The 17,698-nt window shown below is 72.9% G+C and carries 8 protein-coding genes and 1 pseudogene; 4 read left to right on the forward strand and 5 right to left on the reverse strand.

The annotated features are described in order from the left end of the window. The first annotated feature begins 4 nt into the window (after positions 1 to 4). The 3 genes from ACIHCX_RS19590 (at position 5) to ACIHCX_RS19600 (ending at position 8,101) form a co-directional block, all read left to right on the forward strand. Positions 5 to 6,121 (forward strand): type I polyketide synthase, encoded by a 6,117-nt coding sequence (locus ACIHCX_RS19590; RefSeq protein ID WP_400031010.1) that lies wholly within the window; start codon positions 5 to 7, stop codon positions 6,119 to 6,121. Between the two features lie 162 nt (positions 6,122 to 6,283). After that, complete coding sequence (locus ACIHCX_RS19595; protein WP_400031012.1) at positions 6,284 to 7,474, forward strand: cytochrome P450; 1,191 nt, start codon at positions 6,284 to 6,286, stop codon at positions 7,472 to 7,474. Positions 7,475 to 7,591: 117 nt separating this feature from the next. After that, on the forward strand, positions 7,592 to 8,101 hold the full coding sequence (locus tag ACIHCX_RS19600; protein WP_400031014.1) for a DinB family protein: 510 nt from the start codon (positions 7,592 to 7,594) through the stop codon (positions 8,099 to 8,101). 91 nt (positions 8,102 to 8,192) lie between these two features. Here ACIHCX_RS19600 and ACIHCX_RS19605 read toward each other — a convergent pair whose 3' ends face one another. The 5 genes from ACIHCX_RS19605 to ACIHCX_RS19625 form a co-directional block, all read right to left on the reverse strand. Continuing rightward, positions 8,193 to 9,047, reverse strand: a complete 855-nt coding sequence (locus ACIHCX_RS19605) for an aminotransferase class IV family protein (RefSeq protein WP_400031016.1) — start codon at positions 9,045 to 9,047, stop codon at positions 8,193 to 8,195. A gap of 207 nt (positions 9,048 to 9,254) precedes the next feature. Continuing rightward, the gene (locus ACIHCX_RS19610; RefSeq protein ID WP_400031018.1) at positions 9,255 to 9,455 is read right to left on the reverse strand and encodes a ferredoxin; all 201 of its coding nucleotides are present in this window, start codon (positions 9,453 to 9,455) and stop codon (positions 9,255 to 9,257) included. Between the two features lie 51 nt (positions 9,456 to 9,506). Continuing rightward, on the reverse strand, positions 9,507 to 10,706 hold the full coding sequence (locus ACIHCX_RS19615) for a cytochrome P450 (RefSeq protein ID WP_400031020.1): 1,200 nt from the start codon (positions 10,704 to 10,706) through the stop codon (positions 9,507 to 9,509). Then, positions 10,703 to 11,764 (reverse strand): DegT/DnrJ/EryC1/StrS family aminotransferase, encoded by a 1,062-nt coding sequence (locus tag ACIHCX_RS19620; protein ID WP_400031022.1) that lies wholly within the window; start codon positions 11,762 to 11,764, stop codon positions 10,703 to 10,705. The genes ACIHCX_RS19615 and ACIHCX_RS19620 overlap by 4 nt, the downstream gene beginning before the upstream one ends. A gap of 24 nt (positions 11,765 to 11,788) precedes the next feature. Then, on the reverse strand, positions 11,789 to 13,180 hold the full coding sequence (locus tag ACIHCX_RS19625; protein ID WP_400031024.1) for a glycosyltransferase: 1,392 nt from the start codon (positions 13,178 to 13,180) through the stop codon (positions 11,789 to 11,791). 378 nt (positions 13,181 to 13,558) lie between these two features. Between ACIHCX_RS19625 and ACIHCX_RS19630 the strand changes: the two are divergent. Beyond that, a pseudogene (locus ACIHCX_RS19630) lies at positions 13,559 to 17,671 on the forward strand (type I polyketide synthase); the annotation flags it as partial. Positions 17,672 to 17,698 lie beyond the last annotated feature (27 nt).

Below are 17,698 nucleotides of genomic sequence, written 5' to 3' on the forward strand. Positions count from 1 at the left end.
GACGATGCCGGACGAAAGAAAGCTCGTCGATTACCTGAAGTGGGTCACGGCGGATCTCCACCAGACCCGCAGGCGCCTCCAGGAAGCCGAGGCGGGCCGCCACGAGCCCGTGGCGATCGTCGGCATGGCGTGCCGCTTCCCCGGCGGTGTGCGTTCCCCGGAGGACCTCTGGGAGATGCTCGCCGACGGCCGCGACGCCATCTCCGGGTTCCCGGCCGACCGCGGCTGGGACCTTCAGACGCTCGCCGGTGACGGAGAGGACGGCAGCAGCACGCAGGAGGGAGGTTTCCTGCACGACGTGGCCGACTTCGACCCGGGCTTCTTCGACATCTCGCCCCGCGAGGCGCTGGCCATGGACCCGCAGCAGCGGCTGCTCCTGGAGACCGCCTGGGAGGCCGTCGAGCGTGCCGGGATCGCCCCCGGCAGCCTGCGCGGCAGCCGCACCGGCGTGTTCGTCGGCACCAACTCGCAGGACTACGCCCACCTCGTCCTCGCCTCCGACGACGACATGGGCGGCTACGCGGGCAACGGCCTGGCCGCCAGCGTGATGTCCGGCCGGCTGTCCTTCGCGCTCGGCTTCGAAGGACCCGCCGTCACCCTCGACACCGCCTGCTCCTCGGCCCTGGTCGCCCTGCACCTGGCCGCCCAGTCGGTGCGCTCCGGCGAGGCCGACCTCGCGCTGGCCGGCGGTGTCACCGTCATGACCACCTCGTCCAGCTTCGTCGGCTTCAGCCTTCAGGGCGGCCTCGCCACGGACGGCCGCTGCAAGGCGTTCGCCGACTCCGCCGACGGCACCGGCTGGTCCGAGGGCGTCGGCATGATCCTCGTCGAGCGGCTCTCCGAGGCCCGGCGCAAGGGCCACCCGGTGCTCGCCGTGCTGCGCGGCTCCGCCGTGAACCAGGACGGCGCCTCCAACGGCCTCAGCGCCCCCAACGGGCCCGCCCAGCAGCGCGTCATCCGCGACGCGCTGGCCTCCGCCGGGCTCTCGCCCGCCGACGTCGACGCCGTCGAAGCGCACGGCACCGGCACCACCCTCGGCGACCCCATCGAGGCGCAGGCCCTGCTCGCCACCTACGGCCAGGACCGCGACGCGAGCCGTCCGCTGCGCCTCGGCACGGTGAAGTCCAACATCGGCCACACCCAGGCCGCCGCCGGCGCCGCGGGCGTCATCAAGATGGTCCTGGCCCTGCGCCACGGGCTGCTGCCCCGCACCCTGCACGTCGACGCGCCGTCCACGCACGTCGACTGGGACGCCGGCCACGTCAGCCTGCTCACCGAGGCCACCCCCTGGCCCGAGGGCGAGCAGACGCGCCGGGCCGGTGTGTCGTCCTTCGGCATCAGCGGCACCAACGCCCATGTCATCCTCGAAGAGGCCCCCGCGGCCGAGGAGGACACCGACGCCGAACCGCAGCCCGAGCCGGTCGTTCCTGGTGCCGTGCCGTGGCCCGTGTCGGCCCGTACCGCCGACGCCCTCGACGCCCAGCTGGAGAAGGTCCGGCCGCTCGCCGCGTCCGGCGCCGATCCCGTCGCCGTCGGCCACGCCCTCGCCGTCACCCGCACCCCCTTCGAACACCGGGCGCTGCTCGTCGCCGCGGACGGCAAGCACACCGAGGCCGCACGCGGCACCGTCCCCTCCGGCGACCGCCCCGGACTGGCCGTCCTGTTCTCCGGGCAGGGTGCCCAACGCCTCGGCATGGGCCGTGAACTCCACGCCCGCTTCCCGGTGTTCGCCGCCGCCCTGGACGAGACCCTCGCCCTCCTCGACGAGCGCCTCGGCCACTCGCTGCGCGACGTCATCTGGGGCGAGGACCCCGCGGCCCTCGACGACACCGGCCACACCCAGCCCGCGCTGTTCGCCGTGGAGGTCGCCCTCTACCGCCTGTTCGCTTCCTGGGGTCTGCGCCCCGACCACCTCGCCGGACACTCCGTCGGAGAGATCGCCGCCGTGCACGTTGCCGGCGCACTGTCCCTGGAGGACGCCTGCACCCTGGTCGCCGCCCGCGCCGGCCTGATGCGGGACCTGCCGGCCGGCGGAGCCATGGTCGCGCTGCGCGCCACCGAGGCCGAGGTGCGGCCGCTGTTCGACGAGCGGGTCTCGCTCGCCGCGGTCAACGGCCCCGATTCCGTGGTGGTCTCCGGCGCCGAGGACGCCGTCCTCGCCGTCGCCGAGCACTTCCGGAAGCAGGACCGGCGCACCACGCGGCTCTCCGTCAGCCACGCCTTCCACTCGCCGCTCGTCGACCCGATGCTCGACGCCTTCCGGGACGTCGTCGCGAAGCTCACCTTCGGCGAGCCGTCGGTGCCCGTCGTCTCCACCCTCACCGGCGACGTCGTCGCCGCCGAGGAACTGGCCACGCCGCACTACTGGGTGTGCCACGCCCGGCAGGCCGTCCGCTTCGCCGACGCCGTGCGCACCCTCGTCGACGAGGGCGCCCGGACCTTCCTGGAGGTCGGCCCGGGCGGCGTGCTGTCCGCGCTCGTCGGTGAGAACACCCAGGAGGCCGGGGTCTTTGCCGTGCCCGCGCTGCGCAAGGACCAGCCGGAGGAGGCCTCCGTGCTCGCCGCGCTCGGCACCCTGTGGACCCGGGGTCAGGCGGCCGACTGGGACGCCGTGTTCGAGGGCACCCTGCCCGGCCGCCCGGAGCCCGTGGACCTGCCGACGTACGCCTTCCAGCGCAGCCGGTACTGGCCCATCGTGCGCGCCCGCTCCGGCGACCCCGCCGGACTGGGCCTCGGCGCCGCCGGGCACCCGCTGCTCGGCGCCACCGTCACCCTCGCCGAGGCCGACGAGTCCGTCCTCACCGGACGCCTCTCGCCGCTGACCCACCCCTGGCTCACCGAGCACCGCGTCGACGGCCGGATCACCGTCCCCGGCACGGCCCTCGTGGAGATCGCGGTCCGCGCGGGCGACGAGAACGGCACCCCCCGTCTGGACCGGCTCGACCTGCTCGCCCCGCTGACCCTCGGCGACCGCGACGCGGTGCTGCTCCAGGTGCGCGTCGGCCCCGAGGACGCCTCCGGCCGGCGGACGCTCTCCGTGCACGCCCGCCCGGCGACCGTGGACGACGCCCCCTGGACCACGTACGCCCGTGGTGTCCTCGCCCCCGACGAGGGCGCCGAGGACACCGCCGCGGACCTCGTGGAGTGGCCGCCCGCCGACGCCCGTCAGGTCCCGCTCACGGAGCTGGAGTCCGAAGGACGCACCCTCGGCCCGCTCTTCGGCGGCCTCACCGGGGTGTGGCGGCACGAGGGCGAGGTGTTCGCCGAGGCCGAGCTGCCCGCAGGACCCGACAGCGGCTTCGGACTGCACCCCGCGCTGCTGTCCACCGCCCTGCGCGCCGCTGCCGCCTTCGACGGCATCACGGCCGGTGAGCCGGCCGGCTTCGACGGGCTCACCCTGCACGCCACCGGCGCCACCGCGCTGCGCGTACGGCTGACCGCCACCGGGCCCGACACCGTCGCCCTCACCGCCGTCGACCCTGCGGGCAACCTCGTCCTGACCGCCGAGAGCGTGCGCCTCGGCACCCCGGACGGCACCGCCGACACCCCGGCCGCCACCGGCCGGGGCGACCTGTTCGGGCTGAAGTGGGTGCCCGTCAGGGCCGCGGAGCGCGCCACCAGCACCCGCTGGGCCGTCGTCGGCTCCGACGAACTCGACCTCGGCTACGCCATGCACCGCGCCGACGAGACCGTCACCGCCTACGCGGAGTCCCTGGGCGGCGCCATCGGCGACAGCGGGGTCGCCCCCGATGTGTTCCTGATCCCGCTGGCAGGGGACGTCCCGGGGCACAAGGACGCCGGGGCGGACGGCGTGCACGCCCTCACCACCCGGGTCCTCGGCTACCTCCAGGAGTGGCTGTCCGAGCCCCGGCTCGCGGGCACCCGCCTGGTCTTCGTCACCCGCCGCGCCGTCGCCCTCGACGACGAGGACGTCCTGGACCCGGCCGGTGCGGCCGTCTGGGGCCTGGTGCGCTCCGCGCAGACCGAGAACCCCGGCAGCCTGCTGCTCGTCGACCTCGACGACACCTTCCTGTCCGCCGGCGTGCTGCCCGACGTGCTGACGCTCGACGAGCAGCAACTCGCGGTCCGCGACTACCAGGTGCGTGCCGCCCGGCTCGCCCGGCTGCCGCGCCCGGCCGACGACGCCCCCGCCGCCGACTGGAACCCCGACGGCACCGTCCTGATCACCGGCGGCACCGGCGGCCTCGGCGCCGCGCTCGCCCGGCACCTGGTCACCACCCGGGGCGCCCGGCACCTGCTGCTGGCAAGTCGCCGCGGCCCGCAGGCGCCCGGCGCGGCCGAACTGGTCGCCGAGCTGACCGGCCTGGGGGCCCAGGTGACTGTCTCCGCCTGCGACGTCGGCGACCGCGACGCGGTCGACACGCTCGTCGCGTCGGTGCCGGCCGAGCACCCGCTGACCGCCGTGGTCCACACCGCCGGTGTCCTGGACGACGCCCTGATCGGCTCGCTCACCCCGGAACAACTGACCGGTGTGCTGCGCCCCAAGGCCGACGCGGCCCTGCACCTGCACGAGGCGACCCTCGGCCAGGGCCTCGCCGCGTTCGTGCTGTACTCCTCGATCTCCGGCGTCATCGGCGGCCCCGGCCAGGCCAACTACGCCGCCGCCAACGCCTCCCTGGACGCGCTCGCCCACCGGCGCAGGGCGGCCGGGCTGCCCGGCCTGTCCCTCGCCTGGGGCCCCTGGGGCCGCGGTAGCGGCATGACCAGCCAGGTCAGCGACACCGACCTGGGGCGGATGGACCGCGGCGGCACCCCGCCGATGAGCATCGAGGACGGCCTCGCCCTGTTCGACGCCGCCCTGGCCCGCACCGAGCCGATGGTCGTGCCCACCCGGATCAATGTCACCGGACTCCAGGTCCAGCAGACGCTGCCCGCGCTCTGGCGCGACCTGGTGCCGCGCCCCCGGCGCACCGCCACCGCGGACCGCTCGCCCAAGACCGTGCTCGACGGGCTGCGCACGCTCGACACCGCGGGCCGGGAGAAGCTGCTCACCGAGCTGGTCGTCGGCTTCACCGCGGGCCTGCTCGGCCACGCCGACCCCGCCGCCGTCGACCCCGAGCGCGGCTTCCTGGAGCTGGGCTTCGACTCGCTGGTCTCGGTCAGCCTGCGCAACCAGCTCGGCGAACTCCTCGGGCTGCGCCTGCCGACGTCGGTGGTCTTCGACAGCAAGACACCGGTGAAGCTGGCCCGCCACCTCAACGAGGAACTGGGCGACCTGTCCGCTCCCGGCAAGACGTCCGGCACCGCCACCGCAGGCACCACGGTGCACCCCGACGACACGCTGGTCGGCCTGTTCCACAACGCGGTGCGCGGCGGCAAGCTCGTCGAGGCGATGCGGATGCTGAAGGCGGTCGCCAACACCCGGCCCACCTTCGAGACGCCCGCGGACCTGGAGGAGCTGTCCGAGGCCGTCACCCTGGCCACGGGGCCCGGCTCCCCGCGGCTGATCTTCGTCAGCGCGCCCGGCGCCACCGGCGGTGTCCACCAGTACGCGCGCATCGCCGCCCACTTCCGCGGCAAGCGCCACGTCTCGGCGCTGCCGCTGATGGGCTTCGCCCCCGGCGAGCTGCTGCCCGCCACCAGCGACGCGGCGGCCCGGATCGTCGCCGAGAGCGTCCTGATGGCCAGCGACGGCGAACCGTTCGTGATGGTCGGCCACTCCACCGGTGGCTCCCTCTCCTACCTCGCGGCCGGCGTCCTGGAGGACACCTGGGGCGTGAAGCCGGAGGCGGTCGTCCTGCTCGACACGGCGTCCATCCGGTACGACCCCTCGGAGGGCAACAACCTCGACCAGACCACCCGCTTCTACCTCGCCGACATCGACTCGCCGTCCGTGACGCTCAACAGCGCCCGGATGTCGGCGATGGCGCACTGGTTCATGCTGATGACGGACATCGACGCGCCCGCCACGACCGCCCCCACCCTGCTCCTGCGCGCCACACAGGCCAACAACGGCTTCATGCTCGACACCTCCGCGGTGCCCGCCGACGCGGTGATCGACATCGAGGCCGACCACCTGTCCCTGGCCATGGAGCACTCGACCCTGACCGCCGAGGCCATAGAGAACTGGCTCGCCGAGCTTCCGGCCGACGAGACCTGAGGAGCCGGATCCGGCCGGTGCACGCCACCCCGGCCGGATCCTCCCTGTCCCCCCACCGCATCCGGGGACCCGCCCACTCGTACGGCGCAACCCCGGACGCGACAGCGGTCCCGCAGCCGGTGACCCGCGCACACCACCACTGTTCCAAGGAGTAGCAGTCCCATGCCCAACCCCACCCCGCCGCCCTCCCTCGAGGACGCCGCACCCTCGGTGCTCCGCCTCAGCCCGCTGCTGCGCGAGCTCCAGATGCGTGCCCCCGTCACCAAGATCACCACTCCGGCCGGCGACGAGGGCTGGCTGGTGACCCGGCACGCCGAGCTGAAGCAGCTGCTGCACGACGAACGCCTGGCCCGCGCGCACGCCGACCCGGCCAACGCGCCCCGCTACGTCAAGAACCCCTTGATGGACCTGCTCATCATGGACGACGTCGAGGCGGCCCGCGCCGCGCACGCCGAGCTGCGCACCCTGCTCACCCCGCAGTTCTCCGCCCGCCGGGTGCTCAACATGATGCCCATGGTGGAGGGGATCGCGGAGCAGCTCCTGAACGGCTTCGCCGCCCAGGAGCGCCCCGCCGACCTGCGGGGCACCTTCTCGCTGCCGTACTCGCTGACCGTGCTGTGCGCCCTGATCGGCATCCCGATGCAGGAGCAGGGCCAACTGCTCGCGGTGCTGGGCGAGATGGCCACGCTGAACGACGCGGAGAGCGTCGCCAGGAGCCAGGCGAAGCTGTTCGGGCTGCTGACCGACCTGGCCGGCCGCAAGCGGGCCGAGCCCGGGGACGACGTGATCTCCCGGCTGTGTGAGACGGTCCCGGAGGACGAGCGCATCGGCCCTATCGCCGCGAGCCTGCTCTTCGCCGGCCTCGACAGCGTCGCCACCCATGTCGACCTGGGCGTCGTGCTGTTCACGCAGTACCCGGACCAGCTGCGGGAGGCACTCGCCGACGAGAAGGTGATGAGGAGCGGAGTCGAGGAGATCCTGCGGGCCGCGAAGGCCGGCGGCTCGGGTGCCGCGCTGCCGCGCTACGCCACCGACGACATCGAGATCGCCGGCGTCACCATGTGCACCGGCGACCTGGTGCTGCTCGACTTCACCCTGGTCAACTTCGACGAGGCGGTCTTCGACGAACCGGAGGTCTTCGACATCCGCCGCTCGCCCAACGAGCACCTGACGTTCGGGCACGGCATGTGGCACTGCATCGGAGCCCCGCTGGCCCGGATGATGCTGAAGACCGCCTACACCCAGCTGTTCACCCGACTCCCCGGCCTGAAGCTGGCCCGCCCGGTCGAGGAACTCCAGGTCACGTCCGGCCAACTCAACGGCGGCCTCACCGAACTCCCCGTCACCTGGTGACACCCCGCCACCCGGCACCCGCGGCCCTCACTCCTCGACGAGTGGGGGCCGCAGCTTTTTCCGCGGTTGGCGGGAGGATACTGGCCCGCACGCAGCCACGGATGAGGAGCACCGACGGTGACCAGCGACAACCGCACAGGACCGCCCAGTTTCGGCAGCGAACGCGAGATGCTGCGGGCCTTCCTCGACTACCACCGCGCGACCCTCGCCATGAAGTGTGAAGGGCTCACCGACGAGGAGCTGCGGCAGCGGTCGATGCCGCCGTCCACGCTTTCGCTGCTCGGTCTGGTGCGGCACATGGCGGAGGTGGAGCGTGCCTGGTTCCGCCGCGTGTTCGAGGACAACGACGCACCCATGGTCTGGTCCGACAAGATCGACTTCCAGGCCGCGTACGACGCGAGCGCGTCGACCCGACAGGAGGCGTTCGCGGCCTGGGAGGCCGAGGTGGCGAACTCGCGCCGCATCGAGCGGGAGAGCGAGTCCCTGGACCGGGCCGGCCATCAGCCGAGGTGGCGCGAGGAGGTGTCGCTGCGGATGGTGATGGTGCACGTCCTCCTGGAATACGGCCGGCACAACGGACACGCGGACCTTCTGCGCGAGGGCATCGACGGAACCGTCGGCGCCTGATCCCGTGGCGGCCTCGCCGCCCGCCAGGACTGCGACCGCGCTGGTCGCAGTCCTCAACAAGCGACTGTGACCAGCGCTTTCCCCAGCACCCCTAGACGGCTTGCCAGGGATTGCTCTCGTAGCAGTCCACGAGCAGGTCCGTGACGGTCGAGTCGACGGCCAGCGCTGCCCCGTCGATGCTCGCAACCGGCACGGCCGGCGAGATCGAGTTCGTCAGGAAGGCAGCGAGGACCGGGGAGCCGGAGGCACGGGACACGATGTCATCCAGCCGGACCTCACGCCGCTCGGAGGGGACGCCCTTGGCCTCCAGCCCCCGCTGCAGCAGCTGCATCGTGATGCCCGGCAGCACCGCGGCCTCGGGCCAGATCACCCGCTCCCCGTCGTAGAAGCCGATGTTCCAGACCGACGCCTCGCTGATCCGGCCGTACTGATCGGTGAACAGTACGTCGTCGTACCCGGCGAGCACCGCCTGCCGTCGGCCGTGAATCAGACCGAACGTCCCCGCGTGCTTGACATGAGGCAGGTCCCGCTCGTACTCCACCGTCCGCAGTCGCATCGGCTCGCTCTGCGCCTCAGCCGGGGCGCTCGTCGCCACCGCCAGCTCCGGCTCCACGGCCTCGCCGCGCAGCACGGCATCCAGCCTCCGGGAGAAGACGGTCACCCGGACCGATACCGCGTCCGGACCCCCTTCGAGGGCGTGCCGCACACATCCCCGCACCCGCTCTGCGTCCAGTCCCCTGCCGAACAACCCGCGCGCGCTCTCGTCCAACCGTCTCAGGTGCAGATTCAGCCCCCGGACCGCACCGCCCCGCACCTGCATCGAGGTGAAATGCGCGTAGCTGACCCGCGTGAGCACCTTGAGGTCCTCACTGTCCGCCTCGACACCGTTGACTTCCACCCGGTCGATGACGACCCCTCCCTCACCCACACCCAGCCCGGCTGCCACGTCCCGACCACCTTAGGCACACGCCCGTCCGGAAGTTCCGGGCGAGCTCGTCGATCACCTCACCGTGGCCCCGCCACCGCCCACCCCGCTTCGTCAGGCGATTTCGACGGAGAGAACTCGCCCCGGACTGACGCCGCAGCCGAACGCGGTACGGGCCGTACCCACCGATCGGCAGGTACGGCCCGTTGAACTCCCGCTCCGCCTGGGCTAGTCCTCCACCACCGTGATCGCCATTGACGGGCAGACCACCGCGGCCTCGCGGACCACCCCCACCGTGGCCGGGTCCGACGGCTGTGCGACGACGGTCACCAGGCCGTCGTCGTCCTGGTCGAACACGTCCGACGCGGTCAGGACGCACTGTCCGGCGCCGACGCAGCGATCGACGTCCACGTTGACGTGCACCATCATTCCTCCAGGGTCGTTCCAGCGGGCCCGCCGCCGCGGCGGCGGGCCCGTCGCTCAGTTCCAGGTGACGGGCAGCTCGTGCAGACCGAACAGCACGCCGTCGTACTTCAGGGGCAACTCCTCGACCGGCACAGCCAGTTCGAGGGTCGGGATGCGCTCGAACAGGGTGCGGTAGGCGAGCTCCATCTCCACCCGCACCAGGTTCTGCCCGAGACACTGGTGGACGCCGTACCCGAACGCCACGTGCGAGCGCGCGGAGCGCTCCGGGTTGAACTCCTCGGGCTTGTCGAAGACCGAACCGTCGTGATTGGCCGCGGCGATCAGCGGGACGATGCCCTCACCGGCCTTGATCAGCTGGCCGCCGATCTCCACGTCCTGCACGGCCACCCGGAAGGACACCAGGTCGGCGACCGAGTAGTAGCGCAGCATCTCCTCGACGATGCGGTCGTCGCCGATCCACTGCGGGTTGGTCAGCAGCTGGACGACGCCCAGGCCGATGTTGTTCGCCGTGGTCTCGTGCCCCGCGATGAGCAGCAGCATCGACACCCCGGACAGCTCCTGCCGGGACAGGGTGCCGGCCCGCTGCAGCCGGCTGATCAGGTCGTCGCCGGGGCGGCGCTCCTTGATCTGGATGAGCCGGTTCAGGTAGCGCAGCAGCACCTTGGACGCCGCGTCGCGTTCCTCGTCGGTGGAGGACAAGGTCACCAGGACCCTCGTCTTCGCCTCGAAGAAGTCCCGGTCCGCCTTGGGCACCCCGAGCAGGTCGGAGATGACCAGCGACGGCACGGACAGCGCGAAGTCCGCGATCAGGTCGGCCGAGTTGCCCGCGGCGAGCATCGCGTCGATCCGCTCGTCCACGATCTGCTGGATCGCCGGACGCAGCTCCCGCACCTTGCGCACGGTGAACTCCGGGATCAGCGTCTTGCGGAACCGGTCGTGCTCCGGCGGATCCAGCGCCACGAACCAGCCCGGGATCTCCGACTGCGAGGGGGCGCCACCGGTGCGCCTGGCCCGCGGGAAGCCGGGGCGGGAGGGGTCCGCGCTGATCCGGGGGTCGGTCAGCACGGTCCGCACGTCCTCGTGCCGCGTCACCAGCCACACCGGGCCGCTGGCGGGCAGTTCGGAGCGGACCAGGCCCTCGCCCGCCCGGTAGTCGGCGTACTCCGGCGGCGGGAACGGACGGCCCGGCCGGCGCAGCGGGAAGGCGACCGGGCAGCCCGGCGCGTACGTCGTCGCCCCGGTGTCGGCGGTCATCGCCCGACTCCGTAGAAGTCGCGGATCCGGTCGGTGATGAACTCCTGGTCCTGCGCGGTCAGTCCGGTGTGCGTCGGCAGGTAGAAGCCGTCCTCGCTGAACCGGGAGGCGTTCAACGACGGCCAGTCGGCGTCGTAGTAGCCCGGCTGACGGCTCATCGGCTTGAAGAACACCCGGGTCTCGACGCCCTGGTCGGCCAGGTACGCGCGCAGCTCCTCGCTGCGCTCGGCCCGCAGGTCGTACATCCACAGCACGTCACGGGCCGGCATCAGCGTGATGCCGGGCACGTCCCGCAGCGCCTCGTCGTAGCGCTTCTCGATGTCGCGGCGGGTCGCGAGGATGGTGTCCAGCTGCTCGGTCTGCGCGAGCGCCACCGCGGCCTGCATGTTCGTCATGCGGTAGTTGTAGGCCAGCTTCTTGTGCAGGAAGCTGTGGTCCTTGGTGAACGCCATCGCCCGCAGATGCGCCATCTGCTCGGCCAGACGGGCGTCCCGGGTCAGGCACACCCCGCCCTCACCCGCCGTGATGATCTTGTTGGCGAACAGCGAGAAGCAGGCGATGTCGCCCACCGGGCGCACCCCGTGCGCCTCCGCCGAGTCCTCGACGACCCGCAGGTTGTACTCGTACGCCAGGTTCATGATGGCGTCCATGTCGCACTGCCGGCCGTAGATGTGCACCGGCATGATCACCTTGGTGCGCGGGGTGATCTTCTCCTCGATGCGCGAGACGTCGATGTTCAGGTCGTCGCCGCAGTCCACGAACACCGGGGTCGCCCCCGTGTAGGTGACCGCCCACGCGGTCGCGATCATCGTGAACTCCGGGACGATCACCTCGTCGCCGCGGCCGACGCCCAGCGCCCGCAGCGCCAGCGTCAGCGCGGTGGTGCCCGACGAACAGGCGACACCGTGGGGCATGTCGTTCCAGGCGGCGAACGCCTCCTCGAACCGCCGGACGTAGGGGCCCTGCGACGAGATCCAGCCGCCGCCGACGGCCTCCGTCACGTACTCCAGCTCGCGGCCCTTCAGCCACGGCATGGAGACCGGATACGTATAGGACATCCTTGACCTCCTCGAATTCCTCGGTCAGTCGTTGGCCAGGACGGGCAGGCCGAGCAGCAGGTCGGCGGCGGCGGTACGACCGCCCGCGGCCTTCAGCAACCCGGCGTAGTACTCGGCGCGTTCGGTGAAGGACGGCTCGTTCAGCACCCGGGTGACCTTGTCGAGGACATCGTCCGTGTCCACGGTCTCGGGACGGTCGACGGTCAGGCTCACGCCGAAGTCCTGGCCGCGCGCGGCCTGGTCGTCGCAGTCCACCCACAACGGCCGCACCACCAGCGGCTTTCCGAAGTACAGGCCCTCGTGGTAGCCGTTGCCTCCGGCGTGCGTGAAGAACACCTTGACGTTCGGGTGCGCCAGCACGTCCAGCTGCGAGGGTACCCAGCTCTCGATCCGCAGGTTCGCGGGCAGTTCCTCGGCCGGGGGCAGCAGATGCTGCTGCTCGCTCGGCAGCTTCCACAGCACCTGGTGGCCCTCGCACTCAAGCCGGCGGGCCACCTCCACCAGCGAGGCGACCTGCTCCCGGGTGAGCCGGGTGATGGTGCCGAAGCCCATGAAGACCACGGACTTCTGCTCACCCAGCCAGTCCGACAGGCCCTCGTCGTCCGGCGCCTGCGGCAGCGGCGGCACCAGCGTGCCCACCAGCCGCACCTTCTCGTGCATCGGGAACGGGTAGTCCAGCTCGGTCACCGAGTAGCACAGCACCTGCTCGGCGTGGTCGATGCGCGCCATCATCTGCCGCGCCTCGGGGGAGATGCCCAGCTCGCCGCGAATACGGTTGTCCTCCTCGACGACCTCGCGCATCTCCTTCGACATGAACATCCCGAGCGTGCGCACCCGGAACAGCTCGTTCTCCACCCGCTGGGCGATCGACATCTTCCCCGGCAGACCCGAGTGCGGCACCGGGAACCCGGACGGCGTGTACGACTTGGCGAACGGCACGTGCGAGGTCAGTACGTTGCTCGGCAGGAACGGCACCCCGAGCACGAACGGGATCTTCTTGGTGATCGCCAGCTCGTACCCGAACTGGCACATGCTCTCGATCACCATGAGGGCGGGCTGGACCTCCTCGACGACCTTCTCCAGCGCCCGGTACTTCTCCACCCGGGTCTCGGGCGCGAAGGAGTGCCGGATGACCGCGCGGTGCGCCTTGAACCGGGACCGCTGCGTCACCTCGGCATACGTCTCGTCGTCCCAGGTGACCGCCGACATCTGCGACACGGTGTCGCCGAGCGAGGCGAACCGCAGCTCACTGTCCGCCGACGCCGACTTGATCTGGTCGCGCGCCTTCTCGTCCGTGGCGAACCACAGATCCTCCACACCCCGCCGGGACAATTCCTCGGCCAGTACGAGCAGCGGATTGAGAAGTCCGCTTTCCGCATAACTCACGAACAGGATCGGCCGCCTGTGCGCGCCCATGACAACACCCTCCGGAAAGTGGCGGACCGCGCGGCCCGCACGCCTCGCGCCCACCCACCGAATGTCGCCGGATGACCGCTTTCGCCGACGCCGCCGCCTGTCGCGCACGCCGTCACAGGACACCGCCGACCCCGCCGCGCGGAGCGCTGTGCCGCGCGGGAGAAGCGTGCCGCTGACTTCTTCTCACGCCAGGGTCCGGGGAATCCCTAGTCTTCGCGCGCAAGAGGGGGTTTTCGCGCCGTCCGGGCGCGGCCGGGCGCCCAACCCCGTGATTTCTTAGGGAAAAGTACAGGCTTCGCGCGCTTACGATCCCGCAGCCAGAGGTGGCCACAGGACCGACTTTTCCGCAGGGGTGAGCGACGCATGACGATCGGAGCCGACGAGGACCCGGTGGTGGTCGTCGGAATGGCCTGCCGCTATCCGGGAGGCGTCGAGGGGCCCGAGGACCTGTGGGACCTGATCCGCTCCGGCCGCGACGCCACCGGGCCGTTCCCCGGCGACCGCGGCTGGGACCTGGCCGCCCTGACCGGCGACGGGCCCGGCCGCAGCGTGACCCACCGCGGCGGATTCCTCGCCGCGGCCGCCGACTTCGACGCCGGCTTCTTCGGGATGTCGCCCCGCGAGGCCGTCTCCACCGACCCGCAGCAGCGGCTCGTCCTGGAGACCTCCTGGCAGGCCCTGGAACACGCCGGCATCGACCCACACACCCTGCGCGGCACCCGCACCGGGGTCTTCGTCGGCACCAACGGCCAGGACTACGCGACCATCACCAACGCCTCCCGCGAGGACCTCACCGGGCACGCCCTCACCGGCCTGTCGCCGAGCCTCGCCTCCGGCAGGCTCGCCCACTGCCTCGGCCTCGAAGGACCCGCCGTCACCCTCGACACGGCGTCCTCCTCGTCCCTGGTCGCCCTCCACTACGCGCTGCGCTCGCTGCGGTCGGGGGAGTGCAGCACCGCGCTGGCCGGCGGCGTCGCCGTGATGTCCACACCGGTCGGGTTCGTCGCCTACACCCGGCAGGGCGGACTCGCCGCCGACGGCCGCTGCAAGGTCTTCTCCGACGACGCCGACGGCACCACCTGGGCGGAGGGCGCCGGCCTGGTCGTGCTGGAGCGCCTGTCCACCGCCCGCGCCGCCGGGCACCGGGTGCTCGCCGTGCTGCGCGGCTCCGCCGTCAACCAGGACGGCGCCTCCGACGGTCTCACCGCCCCCAGCGGACCGGCCCAGGAGCGCGTCATCCGCGAGGCCCTCACCGACGCCGGACTCGGTCCCGCCGACATCGACCTCGTCGAGGCCCACGGCACCGGCACCCGGCTCGGCGACCCCGTCGAGGCCCGCGCCCTGCTCGCCACCTACGGCCAGGACCGCGACGGCGGACAGCCGCTGCGCCTCGGCTCCCTGAAGTCGAACATCGGGCACGCGCAGGCCGCCGCCGGCATCGGCGGACTCGTCAAGGCCGTCCAGGCGATGCGCCACGGCCTGCTGCCGGAAACCCTGAACGTCTCCGCCCCCACCCGGCAGGTCGACTGGTCGGCCGGCGCCGTCGAACTCCTCACCGAGCCCCTGCCCTGGCCCGCCACCGGCCGCCCGCGCCGGGCCGCCGTGTCCTCCTTCGGCATCAGCGGCACCAACGCGCACGTCATCGTCGAGGAGGCACCCGCCGACGAGCCCGCCCCCGCCCCCGCCGCCGTCGTGCCCGCGGCGGACGCCGTGGCCTGGCCGGTGTCCGCGGCCTCGCCGCAGGCGCTCGACGCGCAGATCGAGCGGCTCACCTCCTTCGTCCGCGCCCGCCCCGGCCTCGACCCGCTGGACGTCGGCCAGTCGCTGGCCGTCGGCCGGGCCGCGCTGCGCCACCGCGCCGTGCTGACGCCGACCGGCGACGGCGCCGTGGAGCGCGCCCGCGGCGAGGCCGCCCCCCGCACCACCGCCGCCCTCTTCTCCGGACAGGGCTCCCAGCGGCTCGGCATGGGCCGTGAACTCGCCGCCCGTTTCCCGGTGTTCGCCGAGGCCCTGGACACTGTCCTGGCTGCCCTGGACCCCGAACTGGAGCGTCCGGTGCGGTCCGTGATGTGGGGCGAGGACCCCGCCGCACTCGACCGCACCGGATGGACCCAGCCCGCGCTGTTCGCCTTCGAGGTCGCCCTCCACCGGCTCGCCGAGTCCTTCGGGCTGCGCCCCGGCGCCGTCGGCGGTCACTCCGTCGGCGAGATCGCCGCCGCGCACGTCGCCGGGGTGTTCTCGCTGGAGGACGCCGCGCGTCTGGTCGCCGCCCGCGCCACCCTGATGCAGGCACTGCCCGCCGGCGGCGCCATGTCCGCCGTCGAGGCCTCCGAGGACGAGGTGCTCCCGCTGCTCGGCGACGACGTCTCGCTCGCCGCCGTCAACGGCCCCACCGCGGTCGTCGTCTCCGGCGCCGAGGACGCCGTGGAGCGGATCGCCGCCCACTTCGCGGAACAGGGCCGCCGCACCAGCCGCCTCGCGGTCTCGCACGCCTTCCACTCGCCGTTGATGGAGCCGATGCTCGACGCCTTCCGGGACGTCGTCGCCCAGCTCACCTTCCACGAGCCGACGCTGCCGGTCATCTCCAACCTCACCGGCGCACTCGCCGGTGCCGAGATCGCCACCCCCGAATACTGGGTGCGGCACGTGCGCGGCACCGTACGCTTCGCCGACGGCGTGACGGCCCTGCGCGAGCACGGCACCGACCTGCTGGTCGAGCTCGGTCCCGGCAGCGTCCTGACCGCCCTCGCCCGCACCGTCCTCGGCCCGGACAGCCCGGACAGCCCGGACAGCCCGGACAGCCCGGACAGCCCGGGCACCCCGGTCGATGTTGTCCCCACCCTCCGCAAGGACCAGCCCGAGGAGACCGCCCTCACCGCCGCGCTCGCCCGGCTCTACGTCCTCGGCGTACCCGTCGACTGGTCCGCCCTCTACACTGGCACCGGAGCCCGCCGCGCCGACCTGCCGACGTACGCCTTCCAGCGTGCCCGGCACTGGCCCGCCCCGGCCCGGCCCGGCACCCCCCATGCCACGGGCGGCGGGCATCCGCTGCTCGGCCCGGCCGTCGAACTCGCCGACGGCGGCACGGTGTCGGGCGCGACGCTCTCCCTCGCCACCCACCCCTGGCTCGCCGACCACGCCGTCGCCGGACGCGTCCTGCTGCCCGCCGCCGTACTGGTGGAACTCGCCGTCCGCGCGGGTGACGACACCGGATGCGACGTCCTGCACGAACTCGCCCTGGTCGAGGCGCCGGTCCTGCAGGGCGATGACACCCTGGACGTCCAGGTCCGGGTCGGCTCCGCCGACGAGGCCGGCCGACGCGCCCTCACCGTCCACTCCCGTCCCGGCAACGCCACCGCCGAGCCCTGGACCCGGCGGGCCGGCGGCCTGCTCGGCACCGCGCCCGACACCGCAGTACCCGACACCTCCTTCGCGACCACCTGGCCCCCGCCGGGCGCCGAACCCCTCGACCTCGACGACCCCTACGAGCGGCTGGCCGACGACGGCCTCGACCTCGGCCCCGCCTTCCAGGGCCTGCGCGCCGCCTGGCACCACGACGGGGCGATCCTCGCCGAGGTCGAACTCCACGCCGGCACCACCGACGACCCCGGCGCCTACGGAGTGCACCCCGCGCTCCTCGACGCCGCCCGGCACGCCGCCCTCACCACGACCGGCACACTCCCCGTCGCCTGGCACGGGGTCCGGCTGCACGCCGTCGGCGCCACCGTCCTGCGGGTGCGGATCGGCTCTGCCGACGACGGCGCGCTGACCCTGACCGCCGCCGACGTCACCGGCGCCCCGGTGCTCACCGCCGACGCCGTCGTCGTACGGCAGCTCACCGAACAGGAGCGCACGACCCCCCGGCCGCTCACGCGCGCCCGCACCCAGCACACCGCCGCGCCACGCCCCGCCCGTCCCGTCGCCGCGGCGCCCGGCGCCGCACCCGCCGGCCCGTCCGCCGCTCCGGCGCCGGACAGCTTCGCGGCCGAGACGGCGGCCCTGGCCCCGGCCGAGCGCGAACGCCGGCTCACCGGCCTGGTGCGGACCCAGGCGGCGGCCGTCCTCGGCCACCAGGGACCGGACGCGGTCGGACCCCGCGCGGTCTTCAAGGAACTGGGCTTCGACTCGCTGGCCGGGGTGGAACTCAGCGACCGCCTCACCGCACTCACCGGACTGCGCCTGCCGGCCACCCTCGTCTTCAACTTCCCCACCCCCGAACTCGCGGCCCGGCGCATCGGGGACCTCCTCGTCGCATCCGGCCCCCCACCGCGCGGATCGTGCGACGACGAACTCACCAGGTTCGAGGCCACCGTGCGGACCCTGCCGGACGGCGGCCCCGAACGCCAGGCCGTCGCGGACCGCCTGGACGCACTCGCCGCCTCGCTCCGCCGTGACCCGGCCCCGCGGGAGAGCCTCTCCGACGAGGACATCGGCTCGGTGTCGGTCGAGAGGCTGCTCGACCTCATCGACGAGGAGTTCGAAACCACCTAGCGGATTCTCAGCTTTCGTTCGCGACCC

This window comes from Streptomyces sp. NPDC052043 (assembly GCF_044548235.1).
Lineage (GTDB): Bacteria > Actinomycetota > Actinomycetes > Streptomycetales > Streptomycetaceae > Streptomyces.

What these genes read in the sequence shown, in the direction of transcription:
- ACIHCX_RS19590 (WP_400031010.1), top strand. Translation starts at nt 5, where the DNA reads ATGCCGGACGAAAGAAAGCTCGTCGATTACCTGAAGTGGGTCACGGCG.
- ACIHCX_RS19595 (WP_400031012.1), top strand. Translation starts at nt 6,284, where the DNA reads ATGCCCAACCCCACCCCGCCGCCCTCCCTCGAGGACGCCGCACCCTCG.
- ACIHCX_RS19610 (WP_400031018.1), bottom strand. Translation starts at nt 9,455, where the DNA reads ATGATGGTGCACGTCAACGTGGACGTCGATCGCTGCGTCGGCGCCGGA.
- ACIHCX_RS19615 (WP_400031020.1), bottom strand. Translation starts at nt 10,706, where the DNA reads ATGACCGCCGACACCGGGGCGACGACGTACGCGCCGGGCTGCCCGGTC.
- ACIHCX_RS19620 (WP_400031022.1), bottom strand. Translation starts at nt 11,764, where the DNA reads ATGTCCTATACGTATCCGGTCTCCATGCCGTGGCTGAAGGGCCGCGAG.
- ACIHCX_RS19625 (WP_400031024.1), bottom strand. Translation starts at nt 13,180, where the DNA reads ATGGGCGCGCACAGGCGGCCGATCCTGTTCGTGAGTTATGCGGAAAGC.